Source organism: Borrelia turcica IST7 (genome assembly GCF_003606285.1).
Taxonomy (GTDB): domain Bacteria; phylum Spirochaetota; class Spirochaetia; order Borreliales; family Borreliaceae; genus Borrelia; species Borrelia turcica.
Genome location: NZ_CP028884.1, coordinates 310,210 through 323,583, shown reverse-complemented (window position 1 = coordinate 323,583; position 13,374 = coordinate 310,210). Strand labels below are relative to the sequence as shown.

14 protein-coding genes are annotated in these 13,374 nt (G+C 31.7%); all 14 read left to right on the top strand.

Annotated elements, in window-relative coordinates; translation table 11 throughout:
• Positions 1-14 precede the first annotated feature (14 nt).
• From murF to fliF, 14 genes are read left to right on the top strand one after another with little or no spacing between them, the layout of a single operon-like run.
• Entirely contained in the window at positions 15-1,406 is a 1,392-nt protein-coding gene (gene murF, locus DB313_RS01560; protein WP_174220836.1) for a UDP-N-acetylmuramoyl-tripeptide--D-alanyl-D-alanine ligase, read from the top strand.
• A gap of 16 nt (positions 1,407-1,422) precedes the next feature.
• The gene (gene mraY / locus DB313_RS01555) at positions 1,423-2,478 is read left to right on the top strand and encodes a phospho-N-acetylmuramoyl-pentapeptide-transferase (protein WP_120104109.1); all 1,056 of its coding nucleotides are present in this window, start codon (positions 1,423-1,425) and stop codon (positions 2,476-2,478) included.
• A 17-nt stretch (positions 2,479-2,495) separates the two neighbouring features.
• Positions 2,496-3,590 (top strand): putative lipid II flippase FtsW, encoded by a 1,095-nt coding sequence (ftsW, locus tag DB313_RS01550; RefSeq protein WP_120104647.1) that lies wholly within the window; start codon positions 2,496-2,498, stop codon positions 3,588-3,590.
• A 38-nt stretch (positions 3,591-3,628) separates the two neighbouring features.
• A complete protein-coding gene (locus tag DB313_RS01545; protein WP_120104108.1) occupies positions 3,629-4,372 on the top strand; it encodes a cell division protein FtsQ/DivIB in 744 nt (247 codons plus the stop codon).
• Complete coding sequence (gene ftsA, locus DB313_RS01540) at positions 4,372-5,613, top strand: cell division protein FtsA (protein WP_120104107.1); 1,242 nt, start codon at positions 4,372-4,374, stop codon at positions 5,611-5,613. The genes DB313_RS01545 and ftsA overlap by 1 nt, the downstream gene beginning before the upstream one ends.
• Before the next feature lie 20 nt (positions 5,614-5,633).
• A complete protein-coding gene (gene ftsZ / locus DB313_RS01535) occupies positions 5,634-6,830 on the top strand; it encodes a cell division protein FtsZ (RefSeq protein ID WP_120104106.1) in 1,197 nt (398 codons plus the stop codon).
• Positions 6,831-7,520: a hypothetical protein gene (locus DB313_RS01530; RefSeq protein ID WP_120104105.1), complete on the top strand. Its 690-nt coding sequence runs from the start codon at positions 6,831-6,833 to the stop codon at positions 7,518-7,520.
• A gap of 7 nt (positions 7,521-7,527) precedes the next feature.
• Positions 7,528-8,472 carry a DNA-processing protein DprA gene (dprA, locus tag DB313_RS01525; protein ID WP_174220860.1) on the top strand — a complete coding sequence of 315 codons (945 nt, stop codon included), beginning with the start codon at positions 7,528-7,530 and terminating at the stop codon, positions 8,470-8,472.
• Between the two features lie 9 nt (positions 8,473-8,481).
• Positions 8,482-9,024: an ATP-dependent protease subunit HslV gene (gene hslV, locus DB313_RS01520; protein WP_120104103.1), complete on the top strand. Its 543-nt coding sequence runs from the start codon at positions 8,482-8,484 to the stop codon at positions 9,022-9,024.
• Positions 9,024-10,364, top strand: coding sequence for an HslU--HslV peptidase ATPase subunit (gene hslU, locus DB313_RS01515; RefSeq protein WP_120104102.1), 1,341 nt, complete (start codon positions 9,024-9,026; stop codon positions 10,362-10,364). Before hslV ends, hslU begins: the two co-directional genes overlap by 1 nt.
• Positions 10,365-10,395: 31 nt before the next feature.
• Positions 10,396-10,803 carry a flagellar basal body rod protein FlgB gene (flgB, locus tag DB313_RS01510; protein WP_120104101.1) on the top strand — a complete coding sequence of 136 codons (408 nt, stop codon included), beginning with the start codon at positions 10,396-10,398 and terminating at the stop codon, positions 10,801-10,803.
• 25 nt (positions 10,804-10,828) lie between these two features.
• Positions 10,829-11,287 carry a flagellar basal body rod protein FlgC gene (gene flgC, locus DB313_RS01505; RefSeq protein ID WP_120104100.1) on the top strand — a complete coding sequence of 153 codons (459 nt, stop codon included), beginning with the start codon at positions 10,829-10,831 and terminating at the stop codon, positions 11,285-11,287.
• 27 nt (positions 11,288-11,314) lie between these two features.
• Complete coding sequence (gene fliE / locus DB313_RS01500) at positions 11,315-11,641, top strand: flagellar hook-basal body complex protein FliE (RefSeq protein ID WP_120104099.1); 327 nt, start codon at positions 11,315-11,317, stop codon at positions 11,639-11,641.
• A gap of 13 nt (positions 11,642-11,654) precedes the next feature.
• Positions 11,655-13,361, top strand: coding sequence for a flagellar basal-body MS-ring/collar protein FliF (gene fliF, locus DB313_RS01495; RefSeq protein WP_120104098.1), 1,707 nt, complete (start codon positions 11,655-11,657; stop codon positions 13,359-13,361).
• Positions 13,362-13,374 lie beyond the last annotated feature (13 nt).

The window sequence follows — 13,374 nt, the reverse complement described above, 5'->3', positions numbered from 1 at the left end:
AATGAGGGTATTTAGTGCATATAAAAATTAAAGACATTCTAGATTCTTTAAGGGATATTAAATTTATTGGTCATTTAAGCAGCATGCAAAGAGTTGTGTCATTTTATTCGATTGATAGTCGTGAAATAAATAGGGAGAATAGTGGCGCTAGTCTTTATTTTGCATATAAGGGAGATAGAGTAGATGGATTTTCTTTTGTTGAGTATTTGATTGATATTGGTGTTAAATGTTTTGTGTGTTCTAAGGAATATGAGCTTGCATGTATTAAATATTTAGAAAATAGAGATGATTTGGTTTTTTTGCTTACTAGTGATGTAATCATTTTTCTTCAGAAATTGGCATCTCATTTTATTAAAAAAACAAATTTTAAAAGGATAGCTGTTACTGGTAGTAATGGAAAAACTACAACAAAAGAAATGCTTTATAGTATATTGTCTGAAAAGTATAAAACTTGTAAGACTTGGGGCAATTTAAATTCGGATATTGGACTTCCCCTTAGCATCTTAAGAACTGTAGGTGATGAAGAATATGCTGTATTTGAGGTTGGAATTAGCTATATTGGGGAAATGAATCTTCTTTCTGAAATATTAAACCCTGAAATTGTTGTTATTACAAATATAAGTTATGCACATATGCAGGCTTTTGAGAACCTAGATATTGTTGCTTCTGAGAAGGGTAGAATAATTACTAAGAGTACTCAGATAGTCATCTTAAATGAGAGTTGTCCTTATCATCCTAATTTGAGAGAAATAGCTAATTCTAGAAGTCCAGAGAGTAAGATTTTTTATTTTGAATTTAATAAGCTACAGATAAAAACATTTTCAATGTTAAATGAGAAATTTTCTTACGATTTTACTTATAAAGGTTTTAATTATTCTATTTTGTTGCCAGGTAGACATAATATTTTTAATGCAATATCTTGTATTAACTTAGCTTTATTGCTTGGTCTTAAAGAAGATGAAATTAAAAAGGGCCTTATGAATACTGATTTTCAAAAGGGTAGAGTAGAGCTTATGAGAGTGAAGGACTATTTAGTATTAAATGATTCTTATAACGGTAATTTAGGTTCTTTTATGGCTTTAAAGAAGATGATTTTGGATCTTGATATTGAGGGTAAAAAATTCATTGTTCTTGGCGCTTTTAAAGAACTTGGAAAATTTTCGTATAAAGCGCATAAAAGAGTAGTTCAAGAGATTATTTTAATGGATTTTGAAAAAGTTTTTTTAATTGGAAAAGAATATCAAGAGGTGAAGAAGAGTGAAAATTTAAATTTAAGTAACTTATATTACTTTAATGATTTTGAAAATTTTATTGAATTTTTTGTTCAAAATTTAGAGTCTAATTGTTTTATTGTTATTAAAGGGTCAAGGTTAAATAGACTTGAAAGGATTTTTGACTATATTTAAGGATTAATGAGGTTTTATGTTTTATCTTTTAGGATTGAGATTGCTTAAGTATATTACTTTTAGGACAGCTTATGCCACTATTTTTGCGTTTTTGCTTGCTTTACTTGTTGGACCCTTTATTATCTTAAAACTTAAGAAATTGAAGGTAGATCAAATTTTAAGAGAAGAAGGCCCTAAACGCCATTTGAATGAAAAGATGGGAATTCCTACTATGGGAGGTATTCTTATTTTTTTTTGTGTTTTAGTCTCTTTGTTGTTTTGGTCTAATCCTTTAAATATTTACTTTTTAATTATGATTTTTGTAATGCTTAGTTTTGCATGTTTGGGATTTATGGATGATTTTTTGAAGATAAAGAGAAAAAATACAGATGGGCTTAATGCTAGGTTTAAAATTTATGGGCAAATATTGTTCTCTTTTATTTCGGTTAGTATTCTTTACTATTTTGGAAGTGAACATGTTAGTGTAATTTATTTCCCATTTATTAAGTCTTTCAAATTAGATTTAGGACTTTTGTATATTCCTTTTGGGATGTTTGTTTTGATATCTGCATCTAATTCATTTAATTTAACAGACGGACTTGATGGGCTTGCTATTGGGCTTAGTATAGTTATAACAGGAGCTTTAATAATAATTGCATATCTTACAAGTAGAGCAGATTTTGCATCTTATTTAAATATTCCAAATATTAAAGGTTCTGAAGAACTTGTAATATTTCTTGGGGCTTTGCTTGGTGGTAGTTTTGGGTTTTTATGGTTTAATGCTTATCCTGCTAAAATAATGATGGGAGATACTGGTAGTTTATCAATTGGGGCAATCCTTGGAATGACAGCTTTAATTTTAAAGAGTGAGATTCTTTTTGCAATTCTTGCGGGAGTTTTTGTGGTTGAGACTTTGTCTGTAATTATTCAGGTCGCTGTATATAAGAAAACAAAGAGAAGAATATTTAAGATGGCACCACTTCATCATCATTTTGAAGAACTTGGTTGGTCTGAGATGCAAGTTGTTATTAGATTTTGGATCATAGGTTTAATATTCGCTATACTTGCTTTAAGTACTCTAAAGATTAGATGAATTTACAATTTATTGCTATGTTTATAGATAGAAGTTCACTTAGAAAATATTATTTACTTGTTTTGTGGTCACTTGTTTCCTATGGACTTATTGTATTTTATACATCTTCATTCTTTTTAAGTTTGGAGCTTACAGGGGATCCTAATTTTTTATTTTTAATGCGACTTAAATATCTTTTTTTAAGTTTTATTATATTTTTTGTTTTTGAGAGAATTTCTCTAGATTTTTTAAGAAAAATAGTGTCTATTATATTACTTATAACCTTTACATTGGTTTTGGTGACCTTTTTATCTCCTAGTATTTCTGGGGCAAAAAGATGGATATTTTTCAAAGGTATTAGCATACAACCCTCAGAAATTTTTAAATTGTCCTTTACAATTTATCTTGCAAGCTATTTGAGTAAATTTAAATTAAAATCAGACAATCATATCTCTTATTGGATCAAGCCTATGTTAATTTTTTCTAGTTTTTGGTTGCTTATAATTTTGCAAAATGATTATTCAACGGCTATTTATTTTGCTATTCTTTTTTTTATTATATTATTTGTTTCTGAAATGTCATTTGGTTATATGTTTTCTATTTTATTTACATTTTTGCCAATCTCTGTTCTTTTTTTGATGTTTGAACCTTATAGAGTTGCTAGGGTTTTTGCGTTCTTGAATCCTTATGAGGATCCTTCGGGGAAGGGATATCAGATAATTGCATCACTTAATGCTTTAAAGAGTGGAGGTATTTGGGGGAAGGGTCTTGGAATGGGAGAGATAAAACTTGGAAAGCTTCCAGAGGCTAATTCTGATTTCATTTTTTCAGTTCTTGGAGAAGAATTGGGGTTTTTAGGGGTTTGCCTTGCAATTGTATTATTTTTTTTATTTTTCTATCTTGGATATTTTGTTGCTATTTATGCTAAGACTAGATTTAAATTTTTTATTGCCTTTATTTCAAGTCTTGCAATTTTTCTTCAAAGTATTATGAATATTTTAATTGCAGTTGGACTTTTGCCTCCTACAGGAATAAATTTGCCATTTTTTTCTTCAGGTGGTTCTTCTATTGTGGTTACAATGGCACTTGCTGGATTGATTGCAAATGTTGCTAAAGATATTGAGGGTGAATAAATTTTGGGATTTATAGAAGAGCCAATTTAATTTTAAATATGGTAGTTTATAAAAGATTTTTATTGAGATACATATATGTAATGGTTTCTCTTATATTGCTTGAGATTGTTTTTATTATTTTTGTATCACCTTATTTTTTAATTAGATATATTAGCTTTAATGATGGTATTCATATTTCTAAGGAAGATATAATAAAGATTTCAGGCATTAAGCCTAATACTTATTATTATGAAGCTGATATTAATGCTTATGAGACAAATATTAAGAAAGATTTAAGAGTGAAAAATGTAGACGTGAAACTTATATTCCCTAATAAAATTAGTATTCATATTGAAAAGAGAGTTCCAGTTGTTGCTACTTATGAGAATATTGATGGTAGTTTTATTTATTATTTTATTGATTCAGATGGTGTGATTCTAGAAAAATGTAAAGATTTAATTTATGATTTGCCCATAATTAGTGGGTTGCATTTAAATGATAATGAAGTGGGTGATTTTTTAGAAGACAGGATGGTTACTGTTATAAAGAAACTTAATTATATTAAAATAAATCAAAATACCTTGTATAATTTAATATCAGAGATCAATTTTTTAAAATTGAATTTCTATGATTACAAGATAACTTTGTATATGAAAAGTATATATAATAAGATATTAATAACAGCTGATATGAGCTTAATAGGTGCAGTGCATAAGGTATTAATGATAGCTGATTTACTTAAAGAAAGCTCCGATACTATTGATTTAAGAAGTGGTGATATCATTTTGTTGGGAGAAAATTAGTGTCTAGGAATTTGATAGTAGGGTTGGATGTTGGAACTTCAAAGATTTGCACTGTTGTTGCTGAGATAAATTTGAACAACCAATTGGAAATAGTTGGAATAGGCACTAGTGTATCAAGGGGTGTTAGGAAGGGAGTTCTTATAAATATTGAGGCAGCTCTTGATTCAATTTCTAATTCTATTGAAGCTGCTGAACTTATTTCTGGTTGTGATATTTCTACTCTTTCTGTTTCTATGTCAGGTAGTAGTATTGAAGGCACTAATTCTCGTGGAGTTGTTGCAATAAATTCAAAAACTAGGGAGATTGACGAGGAGGATGTTGAGCGTGTTATTGAGGCGGCTAAGGCAATTGTAATTCCTATGGATAGAGAGATTTTACATGTAGTTCCTCAGGAATTTATTGTGGATGGAATTCCTCATATAAAGAACCCAATAGATATGATGGGAATTCGTCTTGAGGGCGAGGTGCATATTATTACGGGGTCTAGCTCTTCAAGTCAGAATTTAGTTAGATGTGTAAATCGTGCTGGATTTTCTGTTGATGAGATTGTTCTTGGGAGTTTGGCATCGTCATATGCTACTTTATCTAAGGAAGAAAGAGAAATGGGAGTTTTATTTATTGATATGGGAAAGGGGACAACAGACATAATTCTTTATATTGATGGCTCTCCTTATTATACGGGTGTAGTTCCTATTGGTGCAAATAGAGTAACTCTTGATATTGCACAGGTTTGGAAAGTTCCTGAGGATGTTGCTGAGAATATTAAAATAACAGCAGGAGTTGCTCATATTTCTGTACTTGAGAGCCAGATGGAGAGTGTTATTATTCCTAATCTTGGAACTAGACCTCCTCAAGAGAAAAGTAGAAAAGAATTAGCTGTTATCATTAATTCAAGGTTAAGTGAAATTTTTGAAATGATTAAAGTTGAAATAATGAAAAGAGGACTTTATAACAAAATCAATGGAGGAATTGTTTTAACTGGTGGAGGAGCATTATTTCCTGGTATTTCTAATTTAATGGAAGAAGTATTTAAATATCCATCAAGAATAGGGTTTCCAATGAATATTAATGGAGTAGGTGAGGAGTATATTGATCCTAAATTTGCCTCAGCGCTTGGTCTTGTCCTTTATAAACATGAACAGCAAAAATTCAATAAATTAAAGAAAGGAAATAATAAATCTAAGAAGCAAAACAAAATATCTTCAAAGTTGAAAGGTTGGTTTTTGAAAGAGTGGTTTTGACCAGCCATGGAGGAAATTTAATGAAAGATTATAACATTATTGACAGTCATTCAAGGAGGTTTGATTCTGCTGCAAATCCTACGGTTCTTAAGGTAATTGGTGCAGGTGGGGGAGGTAGTAATGCTGTTAATCGTATGATTGAATATGGAGTAAGAGATGTTGAATTTATTGTGGCAAATACTGATCTTCAGGCTCTTCAAACTTCTATTGCTCCAATAAAAATTGCTCTTGGTGCCAAGGTTACTGCGGGTCTTGGAGCTGGTGGTAAACCTGAGATAGGGCAAGCAGCAGCAGAAGAAGATATTGATATTATTAAAAATCATTTAGCAGGTGCTGATATGGTTTTTATTACTGCTGGAATGGGTGGAGGTACTGGGACGGGTGCTGCCCCTGTTATTGCACAGGTAGCAAAAGAACTTGGAATTTTAACTGTTGGGGTTGTTACTAAACCTTTTAAATTTGAGGGACCTAAAAAAATGCGACTTGCTGAGCAGGGAATAAATAATTTGCGAAAATCTGTTGATACCTTAATAATTATTCCAAACCAAAAACTTTTAACTGTTGTTGATAAGAGAACTACTATAAAGGACGCCTTTAAAAGGGCAGATGATGTTTTAAGGATGGGTGTACAAGGTATTGCTGGCCTTATTATTGAACATGGGGAAGTTAATATTGACTTTGCTGATGTTAAGAGCATTATGCAAGGACAGGGTGATGCTTTAATGGGAATTGGTTATGGTAAGGGTGAGAATAGGGCAGTTGATGCAGCTACTTCTGCTATTAGTAATCCTTTACTTGAAGAGGTTAGAATTGAAGGGTCTAAGGGTCTTCTTGTTAATGTAACTGGAGGTGAAGACTTCTCATTACTTGAACTTGAAGAGATTATGGGAATAATCACTGCTAGCGTTGATGATGAGGCTACTGTTATTTATGGACATGCAATTAATTCAAATCTTGATGATGAAATTTATGTTACTGTTGTTGCTACTGGTTTTTCTTCTAAAAAACAAAAAGATTTATCTGGTGTGGCTGAGAACAATACTTTAAGTTCAAAAGAATTTGATAGTTTGATGTCAGGAAGTCAGGGTACTGTGGGGAATTCTTACGGCGTAAATGAAAACTTTATAGCAAAATCTAAAAATGTTAATTATTTTGAGGATGATATTGATGTGCCAACATTCTTGAGAAATTTAAATAAAAAAAGTAGCGATGATTGAATGAGAAGATTGATATCAGTCTTGTTATTTTTGATTATCTCTTGTGGAGATGGGGCTAAGGAGAAGGCAAATCTTGGTCTTAGAATAAGGGAGATAGAGGTAGCAGGAGGAGGCCCTTTAGAGAAGATTGAAGTTTATAAGGAGTTTATTGATAGAGAGGAAAAAAATGTTTTAAATATATTAAATTCTATTGATAAAAAGTCTAGATTTTTGAGTTTAATTGGGCTTGAGCTTATTAAACTTGGCCAATACGGACCTGCTATTGAGTATTTTAATAAAAATTTGGAATATGGTCCAAATAATTATTTATCTCATTTTTATGTAGGGGTATCTTCTTATAATTTGACTAAAGAAATAAAGAGTAAAGAAAAGATTGAGGAATATTTAAATCTTGCTGAAAATTCTTTTTTGAAATCGATTTCTATTAAACATGATTTTAAGGAAGCTCTTTTCGCTCTCTCTACTATGTATGTTTATGATTTTGATAAACAAGCAGAGGCCAAGGGGTATTTAAGTAAACTTGAGGCTATGGGCGAGAGTTACTTTGAATTTTTTATGTTAAGAGGGTCAAATTACTATTCTCTTGGTGATTTTAGTAATGCTTTGTTATATTATGAAAAGGCAAAAAATAAGGCTTTAACTGAAGAACAAAAAGAGGGTGTTAATAGAGTGATAAGTAATTTTAAGTAGTCTCATGATTAAATTACTTTATGTTGATAATTTAAAATTTTTAAAAGGTAAAGAAAAGTTTAAGATTTTTAATCATTTTGATTTAGATGATATTTTAAAATTAAGTTTAGGTGATATTTCTAATTATTTATGTAGAAGTTTTAAGAAAATACATAAACTTCCAGATTTGAAGTTAATAGAGTTACAGCAGAGGGTTATTAGTAGAACGGGTGCAAAAGTTACACTTCTTGGAGATGGAGATTATCCTGTAAAGCTTAAAAGGATTTATGACCCACCATTTGCTATTTATTATAAAGGAAATCTTCCAGACTCTACTTCTGTGTCTTGGGCTGTTGTTGGCTCAAGACGAATTAGTAAATTTTTGGCGAATCACATTAGAGAGCTAGCATCTCATCTTGCTAAAAATAATGTTGAGGTAATATCTGGATTTGCAATAGGTGCTGATATTGAAGCTCATCTTGGTGCAATATGCGAAAAGAAAAGAACATATGCTGTTATAGCAACAGATATTGATAATATTTACCCAAAACAAAATAGAAAATATGTCTCTAGGCTTTTAGAAAATGGAGGGGGTATTATTACTGAAACTTTACCCTATGAGAAAATACAAAATTATTTTTTTGCGAAAAGGAATAGAATAGTATCGGGTCTTGCAGATTCTATTTTTGTAACTTATGCACCGATGAAATCTGGAGCTTTAATTACTGCCGATATTGGACTTGATTTGGGTCTTGATATTTATGTATACAATGTTGATTATTCTGGAGATGGTTCTAAGGTTTTGTATGAAAGTGGAGCTCAGGAGATTAAAGGAGTGCCGGAACTTTATAAGATACTTAATGTTCAGTATAATGAGCCTGAAATTAATAACGATGATCCGAATAATTATTTTGAGTGTAGGGATGTATCTAATATGCTTATTAAGAAGTTATTGAATGAAATATCTAAATAGGGGGATTATATGAGCTTTAAAGGAACTACAGTAATTGCAATAAGGAGAGGAGGAAAGACTGTTGTAGCAGCAGATGGGCAGGTAACATTTGGACATACTGTTTTAAAATCCAATGCTATAAAAATAAGGAAGCTACTTAGTGGTAAAATTTTAGCAGGGTTTGCAGGTTCAACTTCTGATGCTATTACTCTTTTTGAAAAATTTGAAGAGAAGATTAAAGCTAGAGAAGATGGAGTTATTGATATTAAAAGAGCAGCTGTAGATCTTGCAAAGGATTGGAGATCTGACAGAATACTACATAAGCTTGAAGCAATGATGCTTGTTGCTACTGCTGATAGTATTTTATTAATTTCGGGTACAGGTGATGTTGTTGAACCTGAGGAAGATGTTATCTCAATAGGTAGTGGGGGGAATTATGCGTATTCGGCAGCCCTTGCTTATATGGAAAATAAAAAATTAAGTGCTGCTGATATTGCTTTTAAGTCTTTGAAAGTGGCAGCAAGAGTGTGTATATATACGAATTCAAATATTATTCTTGAGGAGATTGGTTAATGGATAAGCTTGAAAATCAAAATATAATTCCCAAAGAGATTGTTGCAGAATTAGATAAATATATAATAGGACAATCTGAAGCTAAGAAAGTGGTTTCAATTGCTCTTGTTAATAGGTATATAAGATCTAAACTTCCTAAAGAAATAAGAGATGATGTTATGCCTAAAAATATTATTATGATTGGCTCAACTGGAATTGGTAAAACTGAGATTGCAAGGAGGCTTTCAAAGCTCATTAAGGCTCCTTTTATTAAAGTTGAGGCTACAAAGTATACTGAGGTGGGTTATGTGGGGCGTGATGTTGAATCTATGATTCGTGACTTAATGAGTATTGCGGTTAGTATGGTAAAGGAAGAGATGTATGATTCTGTACGTGAAGAGGCAGGTAAGCGCACAGAGGAGAGGATAATTGATAAACTTTTTAAAACTCCTGAGAATTCTGAAAATGACGAGGAAAGGAAAGCTAGCGAAAAAGTAAGGGAAAAGCTTAGAAAGCAGTTAAGAAGTGGAGAACTTGATGAGAATCTTATTGATATTTATGTTTCAGGCAAAATGCCAGTTTCTACAATAGAAATATTTTCTGGTGGTAATTTTGAAGAAATTGATATGAGTCTTGGGGGATTGATTAATAATATATTTGATAGAAAGAAAAGGAGAGAAGTTAAGGTAAAAAAAGCTAGAGAGATCATTTTATCTGAAGAACTTGAAAAATTGGTTGATAATGAGAATATTGTAGAGACTGCAAAATTAAGAGTTGAGAATATGGGAATTATTTTTATAGATGAGATTGACAAGATAGCTACTAAGAATAGAAGTGGAAATGATGTTTCTAGGGAAGGGGTCCAAAGAGATATATTGCCAATTGTTGAGGGGTCTAAAGTTAATACAAGATATGGAATAATAGATACTTCTCATATTTTGTTCATTGCAGCAGGAGCTTTTAATTTATCAAAACCGTCTGATTTAATACCCGAATTGCAGGGTAGATTTCCGATCAAAGTTGAGCTTAAGAGTTTAAGTATAAATGATTTTAAAAATATTTTAAGAGAAACTAAGAATTCTTTAATAAGACAGTACGTTGAGATGTTTAAGATCTATAATTTAACCTTGAAGTTTAGCGAAGAGGCAATTGATAGAATAGCTGAGCTTACTTTTAATATGAATCTTGAGGGAGAAAATCTTGGTGCAAGAAGACTACATGGGGTTATGGAAAAAGTTCTTGCTGATCTTTTTTTTGAAGCACCTGGTAGCAAGTTGAAAAAAATTGAAATAGACTTGAACTATGTTAATGAAAAAATAGAAATTAAAGAACAAAAAGACTTAAATTATTATATAATATAGGTAAAGGTTGTTTTAAGTAGAGGGTATTAGTTTGATTAGTTTTGAAAGGTCAATTGATTTGACACATAGATACTTGGATGTTCTTGGTTTAAGGCAGAGTGTAATATCTGATAATGTTGCAAATGTAGATACTCCAAATTTTAAAAGAAGTAAAGTCACTTTTGAGGCCGAGCTTAAACGAGCTATTTTGAATAAAAATGTAAGTAGCTTGTCTTTGGAAAAGGGTAATGAAAAACATTTAGATAGTGTTAAAGAGTTGGGTTATTTGGATGTTAAGCCACATAGAATGCTTGATTATCTCTCTTCTTTTAATAATAATGGCAATAATGTGAATATTGATTCTGAGATTAAAGATCTTATTCAAAATCAAATGATGTATAACTTGTTTACAAATATTCAGACCCATTATTTTAAAAGTGTGAATATTGTAATAAAATAAATTATTATCTTAAGGAATATAATTTATGGGATTATTTTCAAGTATTAATACTGCTTCAACGGGTTTGACAGCGCAAAGATTAAGAATAGATGTTATTTCAAATAATATTGCAAATGTGGAGACTACTAGAACTTCTGATGGGGGGGCTTATAGGAGACAGAGAGTAATTTTTTCTCCAAGAGTTAGAAATCCATATTGGAAGGGCCCTTTTGTACCTGAGTATCTTGATAATGGGATTGGACAGGGGGTGAGAGTTGCTGGTATTGAGAAGGATAAGGCTCCTTTAAAGTTAAAATATGATCCAACACATCCTGATGCAATCAATTCTGGTGATCGGAAAGGTTATGTTGAACTTCCTAATGTTAATGTAGTCGAGGAGATGGTGGATATGATTTCTGCTTCTCGTGCTTATGAGGCAAATTCTACTGTTATTAATAGTAGCAAGGCAATGTTTAGGAATGCATTATCAATATTGCAAAATTAATATTACAAAATTAGGGAGGTTTAGGTAATGAGAGTTGATTCTTTTTTTATGGATAATAATGTTTATTTGTTGCGTAAGGATCCTTTACATTTTGAGTTAAATGCAAAGGGTTTTAAAGCTGACGATGGATTGCCTAAAACTTTTAAGGATGTATTTTTGGATTCAATCTCTAGGGTAAATGATAGCCAATTAAATGTGTCTAGGATGGTAGAGAGGGCTATTGTAGAGCCAGGTAAAGTTGATGTACATGATGTTGTTGTGGCTATGGCTAAGGCTAGTATGAATTTAAATATCACGAAAGCTGTTGTTGAAAGAAGTATTAGAGCTTATCAAGATATAATTAATATTCGTTAAGGAGCTATACAATTTGAGCAATTTTGTTACTAATTTTTTTGCATCAGTAAAAACAGTTTTTAAAAAGGCTAGTATGATTCAAAGGATTGCCTTTGGAGTTATTGCTTTATTTGTAATTTTTGCACTTATTTTTTTAGTAGGATTTTCTACTAAGGCTCAGAGTATTGCTCTTTTTGGTGTTGGGATTAAAGATCAATATTTATTAGATAGGATAGTTCAAAGACTTGACAGGGAAAATGTCACATATACTATTACTGCAGATGGGAAAATTTACTTAACAGATGAAAACATATCTAAGAGAATGAGAGCAATTCTTGTGAGAGAGGAACTTGTTCCTGTTCATATGGATCCTTGGTCTCTTTTTGATATTGATAGATGGACTATTACAGATTTTGAAAGGAATATTAATCTTAGAAGATCAATTACAAGAGCCGTTGAGCAGCATATTGTTGCTCTTGATGACGTTGATGCTGTTAGTATTAGTCTTGTAATGCCAGAGAAGGCTCTTTTTAAGGAGTCTCAAGAAGCTGTTAAGGCTTCTGTTAGAATTACGCCTAAGCCTGGTTCTGATATTGTTACTAATCGTAAGAAGGTAGAAGGACTTGTTAAGTTGATTCAGTACGCTGTTGAGGGTCTTGAATCGGATAATATTGCAATTGTTGATAATAAGGGAAATATATTAAATGATTTTTCTAATTTAGATGGAATTGATAGAATTGATTTGGCGGAAAAGGAAAGGAAGCTTAAATTAAAATATGAGTCTATGTTGAGAGATGAGATTGATTTTGCTTTAAGTAGGGTTTTGTCTGTTGATAGGTTTATGATTGCAAGAATTAATGTGAAACTAGACACTTCTCGGCAAACTACGGAGTCTAAGGAATATGCTCCTATTGAACTTCAACCTCAAGATCCAAAGGCTTCTTATAATACAAGGAAGATTAGTGATTCTACTGTTATTTCTTCTCAGGTGCATAAGAGGGAGTATCAGGGGCAGGGTTATAGCCCATGGGGACCACCGGGGCAGGAGGGGAATACTCCACCTGAGTATCAGGATTTAAGTGATATTATTGGTAAATCAAATGAATTTAAAGAGACTAAGAATGTTGCTCTTAACGAGAAGAAATCTTTAAGTGAGAAGGAACCTGCTAGGATTGCGGGCGTTTCTCTTGGTATTTTTGTGGATGGTGTTTGGGATTTTGTTTATGATGAATCTGGAAATTTTATAATAGAGAATGGTATTCGTAAAAGAGAATATAAGCCTATTTCTGATGAATCTTTGAAAAATATTACAGATGTTTTACAGAGTTCTTTTGAATATAAACCAGAGAGGGGCGATTCTATTACTGTTAGGAATATTGCTTTTGATAGATTAAATGAATTTAGGAAGATAGATGAAGATTATTTTGCTAGTGAGAAATTTAGATATTTTTTGTTTATAGCAAGCATAGTATTCGCATTGTTGATACTAGCTTTTACAATATTTTTTATTGCCTCCAGAGAACTTGAAAGAAGAAGACGCCTTCGGGAAGAAGAACTTGCAAAACAGGCTCATTTAAGACGTCAACAGGCATTAATGGATGGAGATGACATTGGAGTTGATGATGTTGTTGGTGGACTTAGGGAGGGGGATGAACTTCAAAGTAATGCTGAAATTTTAGCTCGAGAGAAGCCAGAGGATGTTGCCAAGCTAATTAGGACATGGATTTTTAAGAATGTATAAAGGATAATAGAGT

Excerpts from the sequence above, each read along its gene's own strand:
- ftsZ (WP_120104106.1), top strand. The coding sequence starts at position 5,634 with ATGAAAGATTATAACATTATTGACAGTCATTCAAGGAGGTTTGATTCT.
- mraY (WP_120104109.1), top strand. The coding sequence starts at position 1,423 with ATGTTTTATCTTTTAGGATTGAGATTGCTTAAGTATATTACTTTTAGG.
- fliE (WP_120104099.1), top strand. The coding sequence starts at position 11,315 with ATGAGAGTTGATTCTTTTTTTATGGATAATAATGTTTATTTGTTGCGT.
- flgC (WP_120104100.1), top strand. The coding sequence starts at position 10,829 with ATGGGATTATTTTCAAGTATTAATACTGCTTCAACGGGTTTGACAGCG.
- DB313_RS01545 (WP_120104108.1), top strand. The coding sequence starts at position 3,629 with ATGGTAGTTTATAAAAGATTTTTATTGAGATACATATATGTAATGGTT.
- DB313_RS01530 (WP_120104105.1), top strand. The coding sequence starts at position 6,831 with ATGAGAAGATTGATATCAGTCTTGTTATTTTTGATTATCTCTTGTGGA.
- hslU (WP_120104102.1), top strand. The coding sequence starts at position 9,024 with ATGGATAAGCTTGAAAATCAAAATATAATTCCCAAAGAGATTGTTGCA.
- ftsW (WP_120104647.1), top strand. The coding sequence starts at position 2,496 with ATGTTTATAGATAGAAGTTCACTTAGAAAATATTATTTACTTGTTTTG.
- hslV (WP_120104103.1), top strand. The coding sequence starts at position 8,482 with ATGAGCTTTAAAGGAACTACAGTAATTGCAATAAGGAGAGGAGGAAAG.